General features: G+C 61.8%; 20 protein-coding genes. 16 read left to right on the top strand and 4 right to left on the bottom strand.

The genetic code is table 11. The features are described 5' to 3' along the window. Positions 1-14: 14 nt before the first annotated feature. Positions 15-560 carry a hypothetical protein gene (locus tag B0G62_RS15520; protein ID WP_103705090.1) on the bottom strand — a complete coding sequence of 182 codons (546 nt, stop codon included), beginning with the start codon at positions 558-560 and terminating at the stop codon, positions 15-17. Between the two features lie 168 nt (positions 561-728). Between B0G62_RS15520 and B0G62_RS15515 the strand changes: the two genes are divergently transcribed. Then, positions 729-2,786, top strand: a complete 2,058-nt coding sequence (locus tag B0G62_RS15515; RefSeq protein WP_167401274.1) for an O-linked N-acetylglucosamine transferase, SPINDLY family protein — start codon at positions 729-731, stop codon at positions 2,784-2,786. Positions 2,787-2,827: 41 nt separating this feature from the next. On the opposite strand, the gene B0G62_RS15510 is transcribed toward B0G62_RS15515, so the two are convergent. Then, positions 2,828-3,652, bottom strand: coding sequence for an IclR family transcriptional regulator (locus B0G62_RS15510; protein ID WP_103705088.1), 825 nt, complete (start codon positions 3,650-3,652; stop codon positions 2,828-2,830). A 281-nt stretch (positions 3,653-3,933) separates the two neighbouring features. On the opposite strand from B0G62_RS15510, the gene B0G62_RS15505 reads away from it, so the two are divergent. From B0G62_RS15505 to B0G62_RS15465, 9 genes are all read left to right on the top strand, one after another. Beyond that, positions 3,934-5,001, top strand: a complete 1,068-nt coding sequence (locus B0G62_RS15505; protein ID WP_103705087.1) for a sugar ABC transporter substrate-binding protein — start codon at positions 3,934-3,936, stop codon at positions 4,999-5,001. Positions 5,002-5,054: 53 nt separating this feature from the next. Next, on the top strand, positions 5,055-6,584 hold the full coding sequence (locus B0G62_RS15500; RefSeq protein WP_103705203.1) for a sugar ABC transporter ATP-binding protein: 1,530 nt from the start codon (positions 5,055-5,057) through the stop codon (positions 6,582-6,584). Next, positions 6,574-7,617 carry an ABC transporter permease gene (locus B0G62_RS15495; protein WP_103705086.1) on the top strand — a complete coding sequence of 348 codons (1,044 nt, stop codon included), beginning with the start codon at positions 6,574-6,576 and terminating at the stop codon, positions 7,615-7,617. Before B0G62_RS15500 ends, B0G62_RS15495 begins: the two co-directional genes overlap by 11 nt. 16 nt (positions 7,618-7,633) lie before the next feature. Next, positions 7,634-7,969 (top strand): UxaA family hydrolase, encoded by a 336-nt coding sequence (locus B0G62_RS15490; protein WP_103705085.1) that lies wholly within the window; start codon positions 7,634-7,636, stop codon positions 7,967-7,969. Between the two features lie 33 nt (positions 7,970-8,002). After that, positions 8,003-9,310: a UxaA family hydrolase gene (locus tag B0G62_RS15485; protein WP_103705084.1), complete on the top strand. Its 1,308-nt coding sequence runs from the start codon at positions 8,003-8,005 to the stop codon at positions 9,308-9,310. 15 nt (positions 9,311-9,325) lie between these two features. Then, positions 9,326-10,369, top strand: a complete 1,044-nt coding sequence (locus B0G62_RS15480; protein WP_103705083.1) for an aldo/keto reductase — start codon at positions 9,326-9,328, stop codon at positions 10,367-10,369. Next, positions 10,366-11,271 (top strand): amidohydrolase family protein, encoded by a 906-nt coding sequence (locus tag B0G62_RS15475; RefSeq protein WP_103705082.1) that lies wholly within the window; start codon positions 10,366-10,368, stop codon positions 11,269-11,271. Before B0G62_RS15480 ends, B0G62_RS15475 begins: the two co-directional genes overlap by 4 nt. An 82-nt stretch (positions 11,272-11,353) precedes the next feature. Next, positions 11,354-12,106: an SDR family oxidoreductase gene (locus B0G62_RS15470; RefSeq protein ID WP_103705081.1), complete on the top strand. Its 753-nt coding sequence runs from the start codon at positions 11,354-11,356 to the stop codon at positions 12,104-12,106. A gap of 54 nt (positions 12,107-12,160) precedes the next feature. Then, positions 12,161-13,009, top strand: a complete 849-nt coding sequence (locus tag B0G62_RS15465; protein WP_103705080.1) for an ureidoglycolate lyase — start codon at positions 12,161-12,163, stop codon at positions 13,007-13,009. A 90-nt stretch (positions 13,010-13,099) separates the two neighbouring features. Here the strand turns inward: B0G62_RS15465 and B0G62_RS15460 are convergent, their stop codons facing one another. Beyond that, the gene (locus B0G62_RS15460) at positions 13,100-13,540 is read right to left on the bottom strand and encodes a PaaI family thioesterase (RefSeq protein WP_103705079.1); all 441 of its coding nucleotides are present in this window, start codon (positions 13,538-13,540) and stop codon (positions 13,100-13,102) included. A gap of 771 nt (positions 13,541-14,311) precedes the next feature. Here B0G62_RS15460 and B0G62_RS15455 point away from each other — a divergent pair. Both B0G62_RS15455 and B0G62_RS15445 read left to right on the top strand, forming a co-directional pair. Continuing rightward, on the top strand, positions 14,312-15,748 hold the full coding sequence (locus B0G62_RS15455) for a protein kinase domain-containing protein (protein WP_103705078.1): 1,437 nt from the start codon (positions 14,312-14,314) through the stop codon (positions 15,746-15,748). 1,981 nt (positions 15,749-17,729) lie between these two features. Then, positions 17,730-18,914, top strand: coding sequence for a porin (locus B0G62_RS15445; protein ID WP_103705076.1), 1,185 nt, complete (start codon positions 17,730-17,732; stop codon positions 18,912-18,914). Between the two features lie 68 nt (positions 18,915-18,982). Here the strand turns inward: B0G62_RS15445 and B0G62_RS15440 are convergent, their stop codons facing one another. After that, positions 18,983-20,026, bottom strand: coding sequence for a LacI family DNA-binding transcriptional regulator (locus B0G62_RS15440; RefSeq protein WP_103705075.1), 1,044 nt, complete (start codon positions 20,024-20,026; stop codon positions 18,983-18,985). A gap of 349 nt (positions 20,027-20,375) precedes the next feature. Here B0G62_RS15440 and B0G62_RS15435 point away from each other — a divergent pair, with 349 nt between their 5' ends. The 4 genes from B0G62_RS15435 to iolG all read left to right on the top strand — a co-directional run bounded on the left by B0G62_RS15435 (position 20,376) and on the right by iolG (position 24,336). Next, positions 20,376-21,290 (top strand): LysR family transcriptional regulator, encoded by a 915-nt coding sequence (locus B0G62_RS15435; RefSeq protein ID WP_103705074.1) that lies wholly within the window; start codon positions 20,376-20,378, stop codon positions 21,288-21,290. Positions 21,291-21,434: 144 nt separating this feature from the next. Continuing rightward, positions 21,435-22,358 carry an intradiol ring-cleavage dioxygenase gene (locus tag B0G62_RS15430; protein ID WP_103705073.1) on the top strand — a complete coding sequence of 308 codons (924 nt, stop codon included), beginning with the start codon at positions 21,435-21,437 and terminating at the stop codon, positions 22,356-22,358. Positions 22,359-22,423: 65 nt separating this feature from the next. After that, on the top strand, positions 22,424-23,305 hold the full coding sequence (locus tag B0G62_RS15425) for a sugar phosphate isomerase/epimerase family protein (RefSeq protein ID WP_103705202.1): 882 nt from the start codon (positions 22,424-22,426) through the stop codon (positions 23,303-23,305). 38 nt (positions 23,306-23,343) lie between these two features. After that, positions 23,344-24,336 (top strand): inositol 2-dehydrogenase, encoded by a 993-nt coding sequence (iolG, locus tag B0G62_RS15420; RefSeq protein WP_103705072.1) that lies wholly within the window; start codon positions 23,344-23,346, stop codon positions 24,334-24,336.

Genomic DNA, 24,336 nt, shown 5'->3' with positions numbered 1-24,336 from the left:
TTTCAGGCGAGGCTTCAAGCGGCGATCTTCGCCAGTGCCTCGTCGATCTGCGCGCGCGTGACCGACAACTCTTCCAGCCAGGCCTCGGCGTACTGCGCGCCGGTTTCCTTCTCCAGGCGCGCGATGGTCGCGGCGCAGCGCGCGGCGTCCTTCGGCGTGGCGATGAAGGCCTTCACCGACTGGCCGCCCTGGAACGCCTCGAACAGCGGCGCGCGGATCTCTTCCGGCAGTGCGCGCGTGGTCCACTGGTGCGTCTTGCCGTTGAACGTCAGCGACGGCGGCAGCACGCGCTCCTTGCGCGTGGCCGGGATCAGGCCGAAATTGCGTGCGGCTTCGGCGATCTGCTCGGCCGAAAACAGCTCGTCCGGCGTGATCTCGAATTGCGCGATGGCGGATTCGACGGTCTTCATCGCGTCCGCGCGGTCGTCGCGCTTCTTCTGCGCGCGCGCGACGATGTCGCGCAGCTCGTCGGCTTCCTCGGCCGAAATCGTGAAGCTCGCCTGTTTCTGCTGAAGCTCGGAAAAGCGCTGGAATTCGTGATCGGTGAGAAGTTTCGCCATGAGGTAATTGTGCGGGTAGTCGAGCGGGGTAGTCGTGCACATCCGGCCTGTGCCACACGCCGGACGGAATTTGAGAGGGCCGCCATTTTAACCGGTTTGCGCGGCGCGCTTCCAGTTGCGCGCCGTGCTCGCGTGGGACCGATGCCGCGCCAAACCAGGAACGTTCTGATGTTCGCGCCCCAAGCGGCTTCCTATTATCGCGACATGAAAATCTCCAGCCCGACCCTTTCCAGCCGTTGCGCCGATCTGCTCAGGCGCGGCATCGATCGGCTGAACGCCCAGCAATACGCCATCGCCGAAGCGCTCTTTCGCGAGATCCTCGCGCAGGATGCCCGGCACGTCGGCGCCTGGCATCAGCTCGGCGTGACGCTCGCTCGCCAGCAGCAGTTCGCGCAGGGCGAAGCGGCGCTGCGCCATGCGCTGTCCCTGCACGAGAACGGCGAACTGCAGCGCGATCTCGCGTGGACGCTGCTCTGGCAAGGCCGTGATACGGAAGCCGTCGCCGCGTACTATTCGGCCATCAATCTGGGCGTGCGCGAGGCGCGCGTCTTCAACAACCTCGGCAATCTCCTCAAAAAGCACAACGACACCGCGCATGCCGAGGCGGCCTATCGCGCGGCCATCGAAACCGACCCCGCCTATGCGCTCGCGCACGGCAATCTGGCGATGCTGCAACAGGACGCGGGCCACTTCGAGGCCGCCGAGGCGAGCCTGAGAAAGGCGCTGGAACTCGACCCGAAAGCGATGCATCTGTGGCAGTGCTACGGCGGCCTGCTCGAACGCCTGAACCGCCTTGACGAGGCCGACGAGGCGTATTGCCGGGGCGAGCGCTGGGAATCGGTGCAATTCGTGCGGCGGCGCGTCGCGCACTGGACGGACCTCGATCTCATCGATCAGGCGGCGCTGCAGATGGTGGCCTCGGGCGCGGCGGAAAACCTCACGCCGTGGGGGCTGCTCGGCATTCCGGCGCTCACGCCGGGGCTGCATCGCGAAGCGGGGCGGCGTTTTGCACACACGCGCTGGCGCGGCGAACTGGCGGCGCAGCCGCTCGTGGCGCGCGGCGCGGGGCTGGCGGAAGCCCTGGCGGCCTGCGATGCGGGCGCGCGCTTGCGCATCGGCTATCTTTCCGCCGATTTTCACGAGCACGCCACGCTGCGTCTGCTGGCGGGCGTGCTGGAACTGCACGACGCCGCGCGCTTCGACATTCATCTGTATTCCTATGGAATTCATGCGCCCGACGCATTCTGGCGGACGCGGCTCGCCGCGATGCCCGTTACCTTCCACGCCATCGGCGGTCTCACCGATGCGCAGGCCGCCGCGCAGATCGTGCGCGACGGCATCCACCTGCTCGTCGATCTGAAGGGGTACACGACGGACATGCGCCTGGGCATCACGGCGCTGCGGCCCGCGCCGGTGATCGTGAGCTGGCTGGGCTATCCCGGCTCGCTGGGCGCGCCGCGCCTCGCGGACTACATCATCGGCGATGCGGTGGTGACGCCGGCCGCCGCCGCATCGCATTACAGCGAAACGCTCGCGCTGATGCCGCATTGCTATCAGCCGAACGATCATCGTCGCGAGCGCGATCCGCAACGCCCCTCGCGCGCCGCGGCGGGCCTGCCCGAGCGCGGCTTCGTGTTCTGCAGCTTCAATCAGACCTTCAAGCTCAACGCGCGGATGGCGTCGATCTGGGCGCGTCTGTTGAGTGCCACGCCAGCGAGCGTGCTCTGGCTGCTCGACCCCGGCAACGAACGCGCGCGTGCCCGTCTCCATGCGTTTTTCGAGACGCAGGGTGTGGCGCGCGAACGCGTGATCTTCGCGCCGCGCCTGGCGCAAGAGGCGCATCTCGCGCGGCTGCAACTGGCGGATCTCGCGCTGGATACCTTGCCGACCGGCTCGCACACCACGGGCAGCGACGCGCTGTGGGCGGGCGTGCCGATGGTGTCGGCTGTCGGTGCGTTGTTCGCGGGGCGCGTGGGCGCGAGCCTGCTGCATGCGGTGGGGCTGGACGAACTGGTCGCGCACGATCTCGACGGGTATTTTCAGATCGCGCTCGCACTGGCGAGTGATCCGGCCTGGCACGCGCAGATTCGCAAGCGTCTCGCCCAGGCGAGAAGCGAGGCGCCGTTGTTCGATACGAGGCGCTTCACATGCGACCTGGAGCGGCTTTTTATGGCGATCGTGAGGCGCGAGGCGGAGGGCGGGCAGGGGCCGGTGGCGGTGCAATAACGTGGAATAACGTGCAATAACGCGCCGGGACCGGTGATCGGCTACGCCTCTGCCTCGCGAAACATCGACAGCGCCTGCACGGTTTGCCCAAGCATGTGCGTTGCCTCGTCGAGCGACGGCGCGACGTAATCGTCGATGCGCTTGAGAAACGGGCAGGTCAGCGCCGCGATCGCCTGCCCGGACGGGCCGAGCACCGGGAACGTCAAGTCGGTCACGCCGAAGATCTGCTGACTGTCCTTGCGCGAAAATCCCGTCGCCTGGATGTGCTCGCAGGCGCTCTCCAGCGCGGCATGGTCGATGGTGACTTCCCCCTTCACTTTCGTGTGTTCCGCAAGCATCTGCGCGCGCTGCTCGCGGCTCTGATACGCGAGGATCGTGCGGCCCGAACTCGTATCCACGAGACCCACACGCGAACCGAGCCGCACGGCGATGCCCCACGTACCCGGCCCGTCCACCTGGGCGATCACGAGCAGATTGCCGCGGTCGTAGACGGCCAGATGGCAGGATTGCTCGGCGTCGTTGGCGAAGCGCTGCATGAGCGGCAGCGCCTCGGCGATCAGGCGCTCCATCGGCGGATGGCGGTGCGCGAGCGCGAAGAGCTTCAGGCTCAGCGCGTAACGGTCGCCGGCTTCCGAACGCATCACGTACTGGCGCGCCACGAGCCGCTCCAGCATCCGGTAGATCTCGCTCGCGTTGCGCCCGAGCGCCTTGGTGATCTCGGCGCGCGTGAGGCCGCCGCGCTGCTCGGCGAGCAGTTCCAGGATGTCCAGCCCCTTGTCGAGCGCGGGCGCGCGGTAGCGGTCCGCATCGTCTTTTTCGTCCTTCTCGTCCCTGGCGTCGGGTGCCGGCGCTTTCTTCGTTTTCATTCTGTTCTTCCAGGTGAGCGCGCCGCGCATTGTGCCCCTCGCCGCAAAGACCCCGACGGCCCCAGGGAAATCACTCACGGTTGCTGCAGCGCACATTCCTTGACCTTGTGTCGTGCGTATATGAATAATAGGTTCACTGGTGAACATACGCCAGTGTCGTCTTAGAGGGAAAGAGCAGTTGCAGCGTCGCAGGCGCGCTTTGCTTGATTACGCGGGCGCGGCGCACACGGATGGTTCCACAACGAAAGAACCGACGAAATCAACGTCGACAGGAGACAGTCATGGCGTTTGCATCCGGGCACCAAGAAGCCCGCCGCTCCATTCCCTCGCGCCAGGCGCGCGTATTCGCGAAGACGCTGTGCGCCGTCGCGGCCTGCGTCGCGACGCTCGCCGCACCCGCTGCGTCCCGCGCGGCCGACCTGGGCAAGGTCGGCCTCGGCCTGCCGCTGCTGACCTCGCCGTTCTGGCAGTCGTACAACAACTACCTGAGCGTCTACGCGAAACAGATGGGCATCGACATCCTCGCGCCCGTGAACTCGAACAACGACCCCGCGCAGCAGATCACGGACATGAACAACATGATCAATCTGGGCGCGAAGGGCATCGTGGTGGGGCCGATCGATTCGGCCGCCATCAGCCGCGCGCTGGATAACGCGGCGCAGAAGAACGTCAAGGTGGTGGCCGTCGACGTCGCGCCCACGCAGGGAACCGTGGCGATGGTGGTGCGCGCCGACAATCACGCATACGGCGAGAAGGCCTGCCAGTACATCGGCGAGCACGTGAAGTCGGGCAAGGTCGTGCAGATCATGGGCGATCTGGCGTCCGTGAACGGGCGCGACCGCTCGGAGGCGTTTCGCGCCTGCCTGAAGCGCTACCCGAATCTTTCGCTGCTGGAGATTCCGGCGGGCTGGAAGGGCGATGTGGCCGCGAGCGCGCTGGACAGTCTGCTCACCGCGAATCCCGATCTGAAGGCGATCTACATGCAGGCGGGCGGCGTCTATCTCTCGCCCACGCTGCAGACGCTGCGCCGCAAGCAACTGCTGTTTCCCGCGGGCGACGCGAAGCATATCGTGATCGTTTCGAATGACGGCATTCCGCAGGAATACGACGCCATCCGCAAGGGCGAGATCGACGCCACGATTTCGCAGCCCGCCGATCTCTACGCCAAATACGGCCTCTATTACGTCAAGGCTGCATTGGAGGGCAAAACCTTCAAGCCGGGCAAGACCGATCACGACAGCAACATCGTCCAGTTGCAGCCCGGCGTGCTCGAAGACCAGTTGCCGGCGCCGCTCGTGACGAAGCAGAACGTCGACGACAAGAACCTGTGGGGTAACACGGTCAAATGAGCGATCAGATGCACGATCGAAGCATGGATCGGGCCGGTGCCACGCCGCTCGCGATGTCGCGCGAGCGAGCGGCGATGGCGCTGCCGCCCGTGGTGGAAGCGAGCGGCGTGACGCGGCGCTTCGGCTCCACGGCGGCGCTCTCGAACGTGAGCCTGCGCGTGATGCCGGGCGAATCGCACGCGCTCGTGGGGCGCAACGGCGCGGGCAAATCGACGCTCGTGTCGATCCTCACCGGCCTGCGCAAGCCCGACGAAGGCACGGTGCGCTTCAACGGCGAAGCCGCGCCCTCGATTGCCGACCGCGATGCGTGGCGCGAGCGCGTGGCCTGCGTCTATCAGCACTCGACGATCATCCGCGATCTCACGGTCGCCGAAAATCTCTTCATCAATCGGCAGCCCACAAAGCACGGTGTAATCGACTGGACGACCATGCGCCGCGATGCGCGCGCGCTGCTCGATCACTGGCGCATCGACGTGCGCGAGGATACGCGCGCCGGCGATCTCACGGTGGAAGCGCGCCAGCTCGTGGAAATCGCGCGGGCGCTGTCGTACGGCGCGCGTTTCATCATTCTCGACGAACCCACGGCGCAACTCGATGGCGAAGAGATCAAGCGGCTCTTTCGCCGTATCGACGAATTGCAGCGCGAGGGCGTGACCTTTCTGTTCATCTCGCACCATTTGCAGGAGGTGTACGAGATTTGCCAGGCGGTGACGGTGCTGCGCGACGCGCGCCACATCGTCAGCGCGAGCGTGGCCGAACTGCCGCGCGAACGCCTGATCGAGGCGATGACGGGCGAGCGCGGCGGCCTCAACGTCGCCGATGCCGCGGCGCGCCCGGCCTTGCCTGCCGACGCGCGCATCGCGCTGGAGGTGCGCGGTATCGATGGGGCGGATTACAGCGGGGTTTCGTTCCAGGTGCGGCGCGGCGAAGTGGTGGGCCTCACGGGCGCGACCAGCAGCGGGCGCACGAGCGTGGGCGAGGCCGTCGCGGGCCTCGCGGCGCAGGCGGCGGGCGAGATCCGCGTGAACGGTGCGGCGCTCAAGCCCGGCGACGTGCCCGACGCGCTCGCGCATGGCGTCGGCTGCGTGCCGAAGGACCGTCATCACGAAGGGCTCGTGCTGACGCAATCGATCGCCGAAAACGCCTCGATGACGATCGCGGGCCTGCTGGGGCGTCTGGGTTTCGCGCCGCCCGCAAAGAAGCGGCTGGTGGGCCGACGCATGATCGAAACGCTCGGCATCGTCGCGCAGGGGCCGGACCATGTGGTGTCGGGGCTGTCGGGCGGCAATCAGCAGAAGGTGGTGATGGCGCGCGCGCTCGCGAGCCAGCCCGAGGTGCTGGTGCTGATCGATCCCACGGCGGGCGTGGACGTGAAATCGAAGGAAGCGCTGCTCTCGGTCGTGGACCGCGTGCGCGACGAAGGCAAGGCCGTGCTCGTGGTGTCGAGCGAACTCGACGATCTGCGCACCTGCGACCGCGTGCTCGTGATGTTTCGCGGCAACGTGGTGGCGGAATTCGCGGCGGGCTGGCAGGACCACGAACTGATTGCATCGGTTGAAGGAGTCGATCTACATGAAGCCTAGTGTTCCAACGTCCGCCTTCGCGGCCACGCCAGCGGATGCGGCCCAACTGGGCAGCCGCCGCGCGAAGCCGCGCATCGAATTCGCGCGCCTGCGCGATCTCGCCCTGTTGCCCGCGCTCGTGCTGCTGATCGCGATCGGCGGTTTCGTGAGCCCGAGCTTCCTCACGAAGGCGAACCTGATCAGCGTGCTGGGCGCTTCGGCGGCGCTCGCGCTCGTCGTGCTGGCCGAATCGCTGATCGTGCTGACCGGCAAGTTCGATCTCTCGCTCGAATCGACGGTGGGCATCGCGCCCGCCGTGGGGGCGATGCTGGTGATGCCGGCGGCGTCGGCGGGCTTCGGCACGCAATGGCCCGCATTTGCCGGACTCCTGATGATTGTCGTCGTGGGCGCGCTGATCGGCTTCGTCAACGGCTTTCTGGTCGTGCGGCTGCGCCTGAACGCCTTCATCGTCACGCTGGCCATGCTGATCGTGCTGCGCGGGATGCTGGTCGGCGCCACCAAGGGCGGCACGCTGTTCGACATGCCGCCGTCGTTCTTCGCGCTGGCCACGACGATCGTGCTGGGCTTGCCGCTTTCGGTGTGGCTGGCGGCGGCGGCGTTTGCGTTCGCGGCCTTCATGCTGCGCTATCACCGCATCGGCCGCGCGCTCTATGCGATTGGCGGCAATCCCGACGCCGCGCGCGCGGCGGGGATTCGCGTCGAGCGCATCACGTGGGGCGTGTTCGTGCTCGGCAGCATTCTGGCGGCGCTGGGCGGCCTGATCGTGACGGGCTACGTGGGCGCGATCAACGCGAACCAGGGCAACGGCATGATCTTCACGGTGTTCGCGGCGGCGGTGATCGGCGGCATTTCGCTGGACGGCGGCAAGGGCACGATGTTCGGCGCGCTGCTGGGCGTGCTGCTGCTGGGCGTGGTGCAGAACCTGCTGACGCTCGCCCAGGTGCCGTCGTTCTGGGTGCAGGCGATTTACGGCGCGATCATCCTCGGCTCGCTGATGGTGGCGCGCCTGGCGGGCGGCGAAGCCCAGAACTGAAGCGCGGAGGCCAGCCTTGAACGATCGCGTCAGCAACACCGGCACCGATGCGCGCCTCATCCTGCTCGCGCCCGACGATAACTGCCTGATCGCGGCGGCGCGTCTTCCCGCGGGCGAGACGCTCGACATCGAGGGCGAACGCGTGACGCTCGCAAAGACCATCGATCTGGGCCACAAGATTGCACGGCGCGCGCTCGCAAGGGACGAGAAGGTGCTGCGTTACGGCGCGCGCATCGGCCATGTGACGATGGACGTCGCGCGCGGCGAGCATCTGCACACGCACAACCTCGAAAGCGATTATTTGCCGACCTATACGCACGATGCGGGCCACGAGTTCATCTCGCACGGCTAGCGCATACGCAGGAACGACCGCAGGAATGACCCCATGAGCGAAACGCATTTCAACCCGTCCGAAGCGTCCACGCCGATGCTCGAAGGCTGGCCGCGCGGCGATGGCCGCAAGGGCATCCGCAACGTGGTGGCGGTGGCCTACCTGGTCGAGTGCGCGCATCACGTGGCGCGCGAAATTGTCGCGCAGTTCCGCGAACCCTTCGATGCGTTCGACGATCCCGCTGCGCCACGCGAAGCGAGCGTGCATCTGATCGGCTTTCCGGGCTGCTACCCGAATAGTTACGCGGAAAAGATGATGACGCGCCTTACCACGCATCCGAACGTGGGCGCGGTGCTGTTCGTATCGCTTGGCTGCGAGAGCATGAACAAGCACTATCTGGTGGAGCAGGTGCGCGCGAGCGGCCGGCCCGTGGAGGTGCTGACGATCCAGGAAAAGGGCGGCACGCGCAGCACGATCCAGCACGGCATGGACTGGGTGCGCGAGGCGCGCGCGCAGCTCGCGCTGCAGAAGAAAGTGCCGATGCGGCTGGACGAACTGGTGGTCGGCACCATCTGCGGCGGCTCGGACGGCACCAGCGGCATCACGGCGAATCCCGCCGTGGGGCGCGCGTTCGACCGGTTCATCGAGGCGGGCGCGGCATGTCTGTTCGAGGAGACGGGCGAACTGGTGGGCTGCGAATACCACATGAAAAGCCGTGCGGCGCGCCCCGAACTGGGCGAGGAAATCGTCGCGTGCGTGGCGAAAGCCGCGCGCTACTATTCGATCCTGGGCCATGGCTCGTTCGCGGTGGGCAATGCCGATGGCGGTCTCACCACGCAGGAAGAAAAGTCGCTGGGCGCGTATGCGAAGAGCGGCGCGTCGCCGATTGTCGGCATCGTCAAGCCGGGCGACGTGCCGCCAACCGGCGGTCTTTATCTGCTCGATGTGGTGCCCGACGGCGAACCCCGTTTCGGATTCCCCAATATTAGCGATAACGCCGAAATCGCCGAACTGATCGCGTGCGGCGCGCATGTGATTCTCTTTACGACGGGGCGTGGTTCGGTGGTGGGTTCGGCGCTCTCGCCCGTTATCAAGGTGTGTGCGAACCCGCTGACTTATCGCAATCTCGCGGGCGACATGGATGTGGACGCGGGACGCATTCTCGAAGGCCGCGCGACGCTCGAAGAGGTGGGCCGCGAGGTGTTCGACGTCACGCTGGAGGTTGCGCGCGGCGCGCGCTCGAAGTCCGAAGCGCTCGGGCATCAGGAATTCATCCTCACGTACAAGAGCTTCGAGCCGGTCGGCCCCGCCTGTCTGCCAGCCAGCGCGCGCGTGCAGATTCCCGTTGTTGCCTCGCATTGAGTGGAGACTTCCCGCATGGCGAGCAAGGTGGCAGAACGACGCGCGATTGGGCGCACATCGCTGCAGGTGAGCGCATTGAGTTTCGGCACGGCGCCGCTGGGCGGCCTCTATCGCGATCTCAGCGACGAGGAAGCGCAAGCGAGTGTCGATGCCGCCTGGGCCGCCGGCGTGCGCTATTTCGACACCGCGCCGCACTACGGCCACACCAAGGCCGAGCATCGGCTGGGCGCGGCGTTGCGGCGCTATCCGCGTGATGAATACGTGCTGTCGACCAAGGTGGGCCGCCGCTTCGTGCCGCGCACGCATGCTTACGACGGCAGCGAAGGCTGGCAGAACCCGCTGCCGTTCGAGGCGATCTACGACTACACGCGCGACGGCATTCTGCGCTCGTATGAGGACAGCCAGCAGCGCCTGGGACTGGTCGATATCGACATGCTGCTGGTGCACGACATCGGCACGCTGACGCACGGCGAGCGCAACGCGCACTACTGGCGGCAACTGACCGAAGGCGGCGGTTTTCGCGCGCTCGACGAGTTGCGCGCGGCGGGCGCGGTGAAGGCGATCGGCTTTGGCGTGAACGAGCGTGAAGCGATACTCGATGCGATGCGCGAGTTCGATATCGATTGCGCGCTGCTCGCGGGCCGCTACACGCTGCTCGAACAGGCGCCGCTCGACGATCTGCTGCCCGCCTGCGTCGAACGCGGTGTGAGCATTCTGCTGGGCGGCGCGTTCAATTCGGGCATTCTCGCGCGCGGGCTGGCGGGCGAGCGCAAGTTCAATTACGGCGAAGCGCCGCCGCAAGTCGTGGCGCGCGTGGCGCAGCTCGACGCATTGTGCAAGCGCTTCAACGTGCCGCTTGCGGCGGCGGCGCTGCAATTTCCCTACGCGCATCCGGCGGTGGCGACGGTGCTCACCGGCGCGCGCAGTGCGACGGAGTTGCGCGAAAACGCCGATTCGTTCGACACGCCTTTGCCGCGCGAATTCTGGCTGGCGTTGCGCGATGAAGGGCTTATCGACGCGCGTGCGCCGCTGCCAGGCATTGGAAGCGCCGCGCGATGATCGACGCGCATCAGCATTACTGGGACCCCGCGCGCGGCGATTACGGCTGGCTCACGCCTGAACTCACCGCACTTTATCGACGCTTCGCGCCCGCCGATCTCGCGCCGCTGCGCGCCTCGTGCGGCGTGGCGCGCACGGTGCTCGTGCAGGCCGCGCCGACGCTCGAAGAAACACGCTATCTGCTCGACCTCGCGCGGCAGGACGATTCGATCGCGGGCGTGGTGGGCTGGGTGCCGCTGGATGACCCGCGTGCGCCGGAAATCATCGCCGAACTCGCGCGCGAACCGAAGCTGCGCGCCGTGCGTCCGATGCTGCAGGACCTGGCCGACGACGACTGGATCGCGAAGGCCGATATCGCACGCGGCGTAGAGGCGCTGATCGCGCATGACCTCGCTTTCGACGCGCTGATTTTTACGCGTCACGCCCCCGCGCTCGAAACCTTTATGACGCGCTATCCGGCGCTGCGCGTGGTGATCGATCACGGCGCAAAGCCGCCGATTCGAGCGGGCGCACCGGGTTTTGAAACGTGGGCGCGCGCCATCACGCGGATTGCGCGCTTCGGGCAGGCGCACTGCAAGGTCTCGGGGCTTGCGACCGAAGCCGGGCCCGGCTGGGACGACGGCACGTTGCGTCCGTATATCGCGCATCTGCTGGCGAGCTTTGGCGCGCATCGTCTGATGTGGGGCAGCGACTGGCCCGTGCTCAATCTCAACGGCGATTACGGGCGCTGGCACGCGAGCGCGCAACGCCTGTTCGCGCACCTGAACGCGCAGGAGCGTGCGGCGATCCTTGGCGGCAACGCGGCGGCGTTTTATCGGCTGCAGTTGCGTAATCGTCCAGCCGTATCCAGCCGGTTAGACAACCCCGCCGAAACGCCCGCGCCGCAACGCGGCTCGCCATAATGGCCGTTCGCTGGCCTGTATCGAATCATCACCGGATCATCACCGAAAACGGCATCAATCACCGTATCTACGGGAGTCGCAGATGGAACAAAGGGGACAAAGACTGGCCGGCAAGACGGCCTTGATTACCGCGGCGGGTCAGGGGATCGGCTACGCTGCCGCCGAACTGTTCGCACGCCAGGGCGCGCGCGTGATCGCGACCGACGTTCGCATCGACGCGCTCGCGAAGCTGCCCGTCGAAGCGCGCACGCTCGACGTGCGCGACAGCGCGTCCATCGCGGCGTTCGCGCAGGAACTGGGCGCCATCGACGTGCTGTTCAACTGCGCGGGCTTCGTGCACGCGGGCTCGATTCTGGAGGCGACCGAGGCCGACTGGGACTTCGCCTTCGATCTCAACGCCAAGGCCATGTACCGCACCATCCGCGCTTTCCTGCCCGCGATGCTGGAGGCGGGCGGCGGCTCGATCATCAATATGTCGTCGGCGGCGTCGAGCGTGAAGGGCGTGCCCAACCGCTTCGTCTACGGCGCGTCCAAGGCGGCTGTGATAGGGTTGACCAAGGCCGTGGCCGCCGATTTCATCACGCGCGGCATCCGCTGCAACGCGATCTGTCCGGGCACCGTGGCGTCGCCCTCGCTGGAGGAGCGCATCGTCGCGCAGGCGGCCGCGCAGGGCACGAGCGTGGAAGCCGCACGCGCCGCCTTCGTCGCGCGTCAGCCGATGGGGCGCGTAGGCAAAACCGAGGAAATCGCCGCGCTGGCGCTTTATCTCGCGTCGGACGAATCGGCATTTACGACCGGCCAGACGCATGTGATCGACGGCGGCTGGTCCAACTGATCCGCTGCCTCCAGGAAACACTGTAGAGAAAGACTGTTGAGAGGAAAGTAGACGATGAAATTGCTTCGTTACGGCCCGAAGGGCCACGAAAAGCCGGGCCTGGTCGATGCCGAAGGCCGTATCCGCGCGCTCTCGGGCAATGTCGCCGATATCGCGGGCGATGTGCTCTCCGACGCGGGCCTCGCGCAACTGCGCACGATCGACCCGGAAACGCTGCCGCTCGTCGAAGGCGATCCGCGCATCGGCGCCTGCGTGGGCCATATCGGCAAGATGGTGTGCATTGGCCTGAACTATGCCGATCACGCCGCCGAATCCAACATGCCGATTCCCGCCGAGCCGGTTGTCTTCAACAAATGGACGAGCGCCATCGTCGGCCCGAACGACGACATCGAAATCCCGCGTGGCTCGACCAAGACCGACTGGGAAGTGGAACTGGGCGTGGTGATCGGCAAGCACACGAAGAACGTGAGCGAAGCCGAGGCGCTCGATCACGTGGCGGGCTACTGCATCATCAATGACGTGTCCGAGCGCGCCTGGCAGATCGAGCGCGGCGGCCAGTGGGACAAGGGCAAGGGCTTCGACACCTTTGGCCCGACCGGCCCGTGGCTCGTCACGCGCGACGAGGTGCCCGATCCGCAGAATCTGTCGCTGTGGCTCGAAGTGGACGGCCATCGCTACCAGAACGGCAACACCCGCACGATGATCTTCACGGTCGCGAAGCTGGTGTCGTACGTTTCGCAGTGCATGAGCCTGCAGCCGGGCGACGTGATTTCCACCGGCACGCCGCCGGGCGTGGGCATGGGCGTGAAGCCGAATCCCGTGTACCTGAAGGCCGGGCAGACCGTGCGCCTGGGCATCGAAGGCCTGGGCGTGCAGACGCAGAAGACGCGCCAGGCGGAATAAGCCGCTGTTTCAGGCCCACGAACAAACGCCCGCGGACCGTGAATCCGCGGGCGTTTTCCATTTAACGTGCAAAGCCAACGTGAAAAGCGCTCACACGGGCGAATGCACGGTCTCGCCGTTCGCGTCGCCCATTCTGCTGACGGTTCCCTGCGCAAGCGCGACCAGCCGCTCGCCGCCGTCTTCCATCACGAACACGCTGCACTGGCAGGTCGCCTGCTGACGCCCCGCGTGGACGACGCGCGCCCGCGCCATCAGCGTGCCCGAGAGCGCCGGCCGCAGATAGTTGATCTTGTATTCGCCCGTGACGACGCGCGGCCCGAGCGCCAGCGCGCCCGCGAAAGTCAGCGCATTGTCGGCGAGATAGGAGATGACGCCGCCGTGCACGAAGCCGTGCTGCTGCTTGAGGTCATCGCGTACCAGCAGGCGCAGTGTCAGCTCGTCGGGGCCGACGTGCATCAACTCGGTGCCCAGCAGCATGCTGAACGGCTGCGCCATCAGCGCGCCGCGCGCGCGGTCCACCAGATCGGTCATGGAAGGATTCCCTGGGTTTCGAAGCAGAACTGCGCCCGCATGGTTCCCTAACCACTCTAGGAAGCGACTTGCGGCGGCGCAAGCTGAATCGACGCAAGTGTGCCAAATTACATTAGTTGCGTATACCGAGAGGGCTTAGTTACGTATACGCACGAAATGCCTTTCAGCAAGCGATTGATTACACACCGTATACGGAACTAACCGACCCAGCGCCATTTCACCATCTTGATGGCCAATTCTTTGGAAATCGCACATGATTTTCGCGTTTTTGCCTCTATGGAACGTGGAACGGCCGGGCTGAGCGTCGGCGTGGGAGCGCCGTGAAGCTTGAGCCCGACTTCTCAGAGCGGCAGTAGCCGTCACCTTGGGCGGTGGGCAGTAGCATGTTTGAACCCTTTTTATATTTGGCGTCATCCGAGGAAAGGTGACATGCGAGTTTGCGGGCGACTCGGCTAGGCCTTTGTGTCATCAAGGACATACGCGAACCGCCGACTGTGGCACCTCACGAATCATGTAAGGCTCGCCATATGAGTAAAAGGGAGCAAACAAAAGCGTGATGCATAGAGTGCGCCTAGATTATTCATTTCGCATAATTTCGATTCTAGGTCTGCTGCTTCTTGCGATTTGCGCTGAATCTATAGGCTTGCCACTGCGAAAACCAAAAGCCACTGGCGCCCATTTACGGATGTGCAGCCTAGGTTAGAATTTAGACAAGACCGAGCACCCAACGGTGCCGCAAGCGGCATAAAAAGCAAACCTGAGAGGGGCATCATGCCCGCACTAGAACAAGCAGTCATTGATGACTTGCAACAGCGACTTATTGCCTTTCTTGAGACGAAGGGCGGATACGGTGCGCTGAAGTATCTCGATGCTGGTGGGTCCGCTGCTGTTTTCAGCGCTGAAATGGGCGGCGAGACACGAGCCATCAAGGTATTCGACCCAAAATTCTTGAATGGACCCTCTGGCCCGGCAGAGCGAAGGCGCTTAGATGTCCAAAGGCGCTTGATTGGCCATGAATGCCCTCAACTCGTGCAGATGTATGACATTGCCGAGAGCCACGGAACTGCTTTCACGGAAATGGAGTTCATTGCGTGGCCGCAACTGGGCAAGTGTCTAGCAGACGTCCCGGATGAGCACGTTCATTCGCTCATCTCTCAACTTGTCGCGGCGGTGAGATATCTGGAAACACGCGATATCGTTCACCGGGACATCAAGCCTGAAAACATACATGTATCGCCTGACTTCAAGCAGTTGAAACTGCTTGACCTTGGCGTTGCTCGAGCCTTCGAAGTCGCTGATGGGGAGGAGGCAACGCTGACGGATACCGGGCACACGAGACCTTTCGTTGCCACAGCGCAGTACAGTTCACCGGAATACCTCTTTCGCCTCGACGGTCCCACTGCGCGCCTGTGGAGGGGACTCAACTTCTACCAAGTCGGGGCAGTTCTTCACGATTTGATTATGAAGCGCCCGCTTTTCGACGAAGAAGTCAAGATGGGCAATCGGTGGCTGGTTGCACGAGCAGTGCTATCTAAAACCCCTTCGTTTGCCGACAGCAATGTAGGACGACTCGCGGCACTCAAAGCGTTAGCTTACCGCTGTCTGACGAAGGACATCGATACGCGGCTGGATATCGTTGACTGGAACGACTTCGCGCGAGATGCTCATGATGACCCACTGTCTCGCCTTAAAGGGCGATTGCTTAAGTCGGTTCCGAATGCCGCTAAGTTTGCCAAGCAAGCGCTTGACGCAAAGCTGCAATTCGAGCGTAGCGATTTCGAAAAGCGCTTCACTGAACTGCTTCGAGCGGATTTGATTGGCGTGTGCGATGGCAAGGTCGCACTAACTCTTCTACCTCCGCAGCCCGGTGCGGACATCGTCTATCGATTTGAATTGGCCGTTTCTGATAGCACGTGCATCGTATGTTTTGTCCGCATTGACTGGCTGACTGCGCTCCAGGACAGAACCGCGAATGTTCAATATGGTGCTTTCCTAATCGCGTCAGCGAAAGGCGTGGATGCATCTATGACTGCGCAGATATGCGCGTGCGCTGTAACGATAAAGGCTGCCTTCGGAAAACCACTGAACGAAGCAGAGCCAATTGCTGGATTTCCGGACGCCATTTCCCCTTTCGAGTGGATTCCGGAGTTGGTCGGCGATGACGTACTGTCAGCTCTCTTGGCGGACGCGGCAATGGGGCGACGCTGAAAGAGAAAGCCGCGTTTGCGAAGGTCTTCGCAGATGCGCTCGAACTCAGCAACGGTAATGGGTTGTTCCATGTTTGTTTTTGTCATTGACTGCGGAGCGTAGCGTGACGCTCCAAGGCGCACTGCCTGTCTTGCGAGTTCTGTATCTGCGCTTGAGCAGCAGTGTCTTCTGAAATGCGGCGGCGTTATGCCTACACAAGCTTAGCGTCGCCGTTTATATCTCGGTCACTCCGAGCGATATCTGGAATCTGCGGATGCCGTAGGCGAGGCGATTTGCGCTTTGCGACAGACGTACGCAGAGTTCTTCACATCGTCTTAAGCGTAACGCTGGACCTCCGTCGGACCGACGCTCGTTGCGTGTACCTCTGGCTGCGCGGTCACACTCAAAGATACGTTTGGAGGCTTCAGGACCGCAGTCGTAGACCCAGAGGGTTTGGGCAACGTGCCCGAAGCGAATAATTTCTTTGCTACCTCGTCGGTGCCCTACAAGCCTCTGCAGGGAAAGCGTATCGGCGATGAGGTCATGCTGACCGATGGGTTGGGGGCAACACACAACTACGTCGTAACTGGTCTCACGTCGTCGTTTCGCTGGCTAGCACAGTTGGCACAGCAGCTTCTCAATGCGTCTGTTGGCAATAGCGGAAGGATACGGACGTCGACCTCGCTCACGCTGCGTTGGAGATAAGTCTTACCGGAATGGTGGCCACGTGGTTCGAGCCCAAGCGCGCGCACCCAGCGATAGCAAAGCAGATAGAGGACGACCAAGCGGATTGGCGGCAAATTCTTTCGGTAAAAATCCGGGAGGCGCGTCGTCTCGCAACAGAGCACACCGTGGACGAGCTCGTTGCTCGACAGCTCAACATCGCTCCGGTGCATGGCTGTTTGCGCCCAACGTTCAGGGCGCTTCGATAGTGCGACCTACCCCGAAAGCTCAACGACCGGACGAATCGCGCTCAGAAGCATGGTGGCGTGCTTGGTTTGTCGCGACCTCTTCGGCGCCGAAGAAGTCATTGTTGCAACGACCTTGCTGTTTTGCCGCTCGACCTTGTGCGGAGAGCATTTTGGACGCGGTCATGATGTGTGGCCCGCGTCCGTCGACGCTCTTTAAAAGCGGTGTCTGATACTGTCGGACAGACTCGCGAGCCTTCCAATGGTGCAGGAGGTGCAGACGCTATTAGTCTGTCGACAGAGCCCGGCGGACGGGGCCTCCCTGTTTCGCTGTCGGCATAGGCTGGATACTTGCATAGCGCGAAATCTCTTCCCTAGTCAGCAGGAATGCACAGGCGCTCATGACCGAGCGCGCTATGTGCCATTTCGCGGAGAAGAGCAATCCTCGAGACTAAATGCCGTAGCAGTCGCGGTTGTCTTCGCGCGTGAGCTATTTTCATTGATACGTTTGGTGCGTGGCCGCGCTTCGCTCTTACGCGCTGTCATCGGGAAGAGTCAGCTCAGCATTCGAGTGTGCAGGATATCAAAGGACACTGCGGAACATTGTCGCAGGCCGAACGCCCGGCCATCGCGGGTGGCAGCTCCGGTAATCGGCTTCTTCACTAGTGAACCTTGCAATCGGACTGCGCTATAGGCAGCGGAGATTTTCCCGCGAAACGGGAAATAGATTCCTCGTTCCGCTCTATGTTGACTCGTCGGCTGAATATACACTCGAGCCAGAACTAGGCAATTTACATAAGCACGAACGGAGACACACAATGCACCAGTGCGGCCGTCCTCGGTCACCGCATCCAATCCCCCCCTTCGTGTCGCTGCGAAAACTAAGTCAAAACTGAAGAGTTGAGAGATGGCCAGTAAAGGCGTTCGTCTCTGAAGTCGAATTATTAGTATGACTTATTTTATCGAAGTATTATGTAACAGGTATGTAGATTTTGAAGGCGTACCTGATTTGTGCTTACATTCGCGGAAACGGGGCTGATTTCGAGTCTGCTCCAAAACAAATAATGAATTATGAAATACAGGAGCGGAGATAGATGAAGCAGGTTTTGTGTGTAATTGTGGCGGCTACCGCAGCAGTCTCAGCGAGCGCCCAAAGCAGCGTGACGCTGTACGGTATCGTTGACAACGGAATTCAATACGAGACGGGTGGTCCGAAGGGGCATGTGTTCGGCGCCCAAAGTGGAGGCTGGGCGCAGTCGCGCTTCGGTTTGAAGGGCGCCGAGGACATCGGCGGCGGTACCAAAGCTATTTTCCAGCTCGAGTCGCGCCTGAACACGCAGAATGGCAGCGTCGCAAATGGTAGCTTCTTCGAAGGACAGGCGACGGTCGGCGTCCAAAACGATACCTGGGGACAGCTTAAGCTGGGTAACATGGGGTCGGCGGAAATCAGTCAGTACTCTGGCGACGTTGACCCGCAACAAACTAAGAAATATGCCATCGGAACGCTCGTCCGCGGGCGAATCTTCTCCCAAGCCGGCAATGGCGTCGAGTACCTGTCACCGAAGATTGGTGGATTCATCGTTCAAGGTCAGTACGACCTGACCAACTCGACAAAGTGGAATGCGGGGAGTCCGGGGAGTGCACCGGGCCAACTTGGCACATCGTCTGGACTTGGAAGCGCCCAAGGGCGCTCGGATGGTATCAAACTGTCCTATCAGACGGGTGGCCTATTTTGGCAAGCCACATACGATGAAGTTCGAGATGCAGATGGTCAATTTAGCAACGTCTATTTGGCCTCGCGCTCGATTCTCACTGGCGCAACCTACGCGTTCGGCCCGGTCGTAGGCTACATTGGCTATCAACATCTGAGTGCGCCGAACGCTTCGAACGCTGGCTACTTCGGCAGTGCAACGCCGACGGCGCTTCCTGCGGGCACATCGCTGCCAACCGCCGTCAATCATGAGTGGATTGGGGCAATCTGGCAGAGCACGCCGGCTCTGGCCATTACTGGCGCCGTCTATCACGCAAACGCAAACCGTGGCAATGGCAACGCAACGCTGTTCACCCTCGGTGTGAACTACTCGCTGTCCAAGCGAACGCTGCTTTACACCGAACTCGGCTACGTGCGTAATAGTGCGACGTCAAATATCGGTCTTGATAGCGGCCTCTACGGGGCGAATACGAATTTCGACCCCTCGAGTGCAAGCGCATCGACATCGAATCCAAACTACGGCAAAAGCCAGTTCGGGATGATTGCCGGCGTTGCGACGCAGTTCTAACGTAACGGCTCGGGGACGGAGCTCTCGTCTATTAACGTCAATTCTTGGTGCTGCGCTGCTTTCGCGGGTCATGCGCGAAAGCGCGCGGCAACATATTCGGGCACGTTCTCGGGGGTAATGACAACGACAGAAGAGCAGTGTGAGACCGTCGATGCGGGCAGCATTTTATGGAAGGCCATGACGTGCTGACAGGCTGCTCGCATGTCCTGCCTCAAGTCGTGATAGAGGATGGCGTGTATTTTTCCGTCTCGAAGAAGACCGATATTGTCCCGGTCGAGGTCATGCCCGATGTAGCACAGCGGCTTTTGACCGATGCCGTCCAAGGCACTCAAGATAGCTCGATTTCCGCCGCCCATGGAGTAAACCGCGACGACGTCCTTCTCAGACGCCAAGGCCTGAGTGACGAGCTTTTCTGTTGGCGCATCAAGACCGTGACCGCCGCTGGCGTCAATCACCGAGAGGTGCGGGTGCCTTGTTCTCAAGGCACGTCGGAAGCTGATTTCACGCTCTTCCTCGCCCCGGAAGCGCTCGTCGCTCATCGTAATCAGAATTTTTCCAGGTTGGTCTCGAAGCCATTGCATGAGCAGATACGCTGCGGTTGCACCCGCAACGCGATTATCGAGACCTGTATACGCGATACGGCCGGATAGAGGAATGTCAGTAAAAGTGGTAACGACCGGAATGTCTGCGCGCTTCAGTTCGCCAATCGCATCTGCAATCTCGGGAACATCCCGGGCTTTCAGGAATACGCCGTGGCTTCCACGATTCGCTATTGCGCGAAGCGCAGCGACGACTTCCTCTGTCCGCATGGTCTCTTGCATGAGATATCGCGGTCGGAATATTGCGGGTTGGAGGCCAGGTATTTCTGCCTCCAATGCGTCTTTGATTTCATCTGCAAACCGGTTCGGCGCTTCGACCACTACATCGACATTGAGCTTTCTCCCGACGACCGAGGAGAGTTGCTCCTGCCTCTCGAGTTCCTTGATAGCCTGTTCGACGCGGCGCCGGGTTTGTTCTCGCACGGTTCCGCGATTGTTGACGACGCGGTCGACGGTGGCGACGCCAACCCCTGCTTGCAGGGCAATTTCCTTGATGAGGAAGCGGTGTGCCACAGACCTGTCTCCGGATTGATAGTGAGTAGATAGGTAAATGATAGCTCTACTTTTCACTTCGAGGGAACGACAGATGGGTCGCGATATTGACGCTGGGGCTGACATTGGCGGTGCCGCGCACGGCAATTCGTCGGTTGATGCAAACCCGCGCAGCAATTGTGACGGGCAGCAAAGTACATCGGGATATCCCTGGTGTTGATAGATTACTGATGTGATTTCGTGGCGATGCTGATGTGTGCGCTAGCGTATTCTCTGACTTCGTGAGGGGCAGGACGCACCCGTCCAGCGGTTGCATTTCGCGCGCGAGACACAGCGCGCAACACGCGAATGACTTGGATGGTATGAGGCGATGGACCAGTTTAAGGAAGTGCAGCTGTTTGTTGAGGTAGCTGAGACCGGCAGCATCAGCCGAGCGGCGGAAGCCGCAGACCTTTCCATCTCTGCGGCGAGTCGTTATCTCATCTCGCTTGAAAGCAGGCTCGGCGTGCAACTTGTCCGCCGGACAACCCGGAATCTTTCCCTCACAGAAGCAGGGGCTGAATTTCATCGACGCTGCAAGTCTATCCTCGCGGACCTCGGCGAAGCTGAGCTAGTGGTGAAGGATGCGACAGCACGTCCAAGCGGGCTGCTGAGGGTAACTGCATCCCTTTCGTTTTGCATGTTGCATATAGCGCCCATGCTGCCGGAGTTCAACGCGCGCTATCCGGATATCACCGTCGATGTCGTTGCTGCGAATCGCTACTACGACATCATTGAGAATGGAATTGATGTTGCTGTCCGCACCAAGGTTCTTGAAGCGGATAGCAACATCACGGTACGTCGCCTCGCCTCGACGAGGCGAGTGCTGGCTGCCGCACCAAGCTATATTGCTTCCAACGGCTTTCCTCGCTTTCCAGCGGAACTCGGCAAGCACAAGTTGCTTAACTATGGGCTCGCTGACAACCCCCGTGACCTCGCATTTCATCGAGACGGCGAATTTGTTGCGGTCAAGGTGAGGCCTTTGCTTGAGTCGAACGATGGCCAGATTTTGCGCGTTGCTGCGCTCGACGGTATGGGCATTCTGGTTCAGCCAAAATACATCATCTACGACGATATAAAAGCGGGTCGGCTGATACCTGTACTCGATGACTGGGACCTGCCGCGCCTTACGATGAATATCGCGTTCCAGACACGCTCACATATGCCTGTAAAAGTTCGCCTCTTCATCGATGCGCTCATTGAGCGCTTCCGGAGCAACGACTTTGAGAGACTGTGGACTGAGTAACGTCAGCAGAGCAGCATATTGCCGCGCCACTCAGTGACTTTCCCGCAGAGCGCGAAATAGATTCCCTTTCCGGCTCTGTTTTATCTGCAAGAGCGAATATAGACTTCCTTCAAAGCTGCACAAAAACATTGAAGGAGGCGCTCTATGCAACAAGCAACATCCTCTACTTCGCAATCAACTTCCGCTTACTTCGAAGAGGAGCGTTCAGCTGACGTCGTGAATGCTCGCATGGGTGACGCAGTTAGCCCGCGTCTCAAGCAGGTGATGTCAGTGCTCGTGAAACACCTCCACGCAGCAGTGAAGGAAATTGAGCCGACGCACGATGAATGGTTCGCCGCAATTCGGTTTCTGACCGAGACGGGCCAGATGTGCAACGAGTGGCGGCAGGAATACATTCTTCTATCGGACATCCTCGGTGTGTCGATGCTGGTCGACGCAATCAATCACCGTCGGCCTAACGGTGCAACTCCGAATACTATCCTCGGCCCGTTCTATGTCGCGGATGCGCCGCAATACGATAACGGCGCAAATATCTGCCTCGACGGCAAAGGGGAACCGCTTGTTGTTTGCGGTCGCGTGACGGACATCGCCGGTAAGCCGATTCCCAATGCGAAGCTCGAAGTTTGGCAGACCAATGACGATGGGTTCTATGACGTTCAGCAGAAGGGAATCCAGCCCGACTCGAATCTGCGCGGTGTATTCACGTCGGATGGAGAAGGCTACTATTCGTTCAAGTCGGTAAAGCCGCGACACTATCCCATCCCTGCGGACGGTCCTGTCGGGAAGCTCCTCGGTGCTATGGGCCGTCATCCGAACCGAGCCGCACATTTGCATTTCATCGTTACTGCGCCGGGCTATGACGCAGTCATCACGCACATCTTTACCCCTGATTGTCCATATCTCCCCGAGGACGCGGTGTTTGGTGTCAAGCGCGAGCTGATTGCCGATTTCAAACAAGTCAATGACATGGACGCCGCACAAACGGTCGGGCTCGAGGCTCCGTTCTGGTCGGTCACATGGGATTTCACTCTCGCACCGTCGTCGAAGCCTCCGCGAGCCACTCTGTAATCAAGCGGCGCTTTAACGCCGCCATGGTTGTCGATACCGAATACTCCGAACTATTGGACCGTGAAATGAGCACGAAAAGCAAAGAACTGCTGGCCGCTTACTGGACACTCGCTGGCGACGTTTATCCGGGTGCCCCGACCGAAATCAGCCCCTTTACGCTGCGCGAACGCGCGGAAGCTGCATCGCGAGCAGGCTGGAAGGGCGTCGGTCTGATTCTTGACGACCTGGAATACAACGTGCAGCAGTACGGGCTGTCCGGCGTAAAGCAGATTCTCGCTGACACGGGAATGAAGTACTTCGAGCTGGAAATTCTCATGGACTGGTATCTCGATGGCGAATCGCGCGCCAAGTCGGACCACTTCCGTCGCCGTGTCATTGAGCTCGGTGCAGAACTCGGCATGCGCAATCTGAAGATTGGGGCCAGCCCATTCGACGAGAGTCCGGCCAATTTTGCGCGCATGACGGACGAGTTTGGGAAGCTCTGTGAAGACGTAGCGAAGGTTGGCGCGACCGTCGCAATCGAGTTCATGCCGTTTTCGGTCATCCGGAACATTGGCGACGCCCTGAAGATTGCCGAAGGTGCGAACCAGCCGAATGGCGGATTGATGGTTGACCATTGGCATGTCGCCCGCTTCGGGAGCCCCTACAGCGAGGTCGCCAGTATTCCGGCGCGCTTTATCAAGGGCGTGGAACTTGACGATGTAGCAACTGAGGTCAAGGGCACGCTGCTGGACGACTCGACCTTCAATCGTCAACTGTGCGGCGAGGGTGTCGCGGACTGCCGTGCCTTCGTTGATGCCCTCGAGCAGGCTGGTTGTGACCTGCCGTACTACGGGGTTGAACTGATTTCAGAGCCGTTCCGCAAGCTCCCGCTTGATGAGATGGCGAAGCGCGCGTACGACACGACCATCGCGCAGTTTTCTACGACGGCTGGCGCTACCGCGTAAGAACGCGTCGCTCGAACTAAACACCCCTGGAGACACACATGATTCGAATCGCTGTACTCGGCGCTGGCCGTATTGGCCGTATCCATGCAGGCAATGCGGCCGCAATTCCGAACGCCAAGCTTGTCGTTGTTGCTGACCCGGTTGCGTCCGCTGCCAATGCACTCGCTGAGCGACTCGGCTGCGAGGCTTCAACTGACTGCATGGCGGTCCTGCAGCGCAGCGATATCGACGCGGTTGTTATCGGCACGCCGACGGACACGCACATCACGTTCATGCTGGAAGCTGTCGCGCGTGGTAAAGCGGTGCTTTGCGAAAAGCCCATCGACCTCGATATGGACAAGTCGCTGGCAGCCGCACGTGAAGTCGAGCGCCAACGCGGTCGAGTGATGCTGGCCTTCAATCGCCGCTTCGACCCGACCTCGCAGGCATTCCGCAAGGCAATCGATGCAGGCGATGTCGGTGAAGTACGTCAGGTCATCATCTCAAGCCGAGACCCGGGTATGCCGCCGCGTGACTACGTGGAGCACTCAGGCGGCATCTTCCGTGACATGGTGATTCACGACCTCGATATGGCTCGCTGGCTGCTCGGCGAGGAGCCTGTTGAGGTGATGGCGACGGCAAGTCGCCTGGTTGATACGTCACTGGCTGAGCTCGGTGACTTCGACACGGTCATGGTCCAGCTGCGTACCGCATCCGGCAAGCAGTGCCACATCAATTGCTGCCGTGAGGCCGTCTATGGCTACGACCAGCGTATGGAGGTCTCTGGCTCGAAGGGGATGCTGCTGCAGGAAAATCTGCGGCCCTCGACCATTCGCCGCTGGAGCAAGGACGCGACCGATGTGCGTGAGCCGCTGCTCAACTTCTTCCTTGAGCGTTATGTCGAGGCCTATAAGGGTGAACTGCAGGCGTTTGTCGATGCGCTGACCGACAACGCACCGCTGCCGACGTCGGTCGATGATGGCCTCAAGGCTCTGCGCCTTGCTGAGTGCGCACTCGAATCCGCGACGACCGGCAAGGCAGTCAAGGTATAA

It is taken from the genome of Paraburkholderia eburnea, from assembly GCF_002917095.1.
GTDB lineage: Bacteria > Pseudomonadota > Gammaproteobacteria > Burkholderiales > Burkholderiaceae > Paraburkholderia > Paraburkholderia eburnea.
Note: the sequence above shows the minus strand (reverse complement) of the source record. Positions and strands in the feature narration are given on the sequence as shown.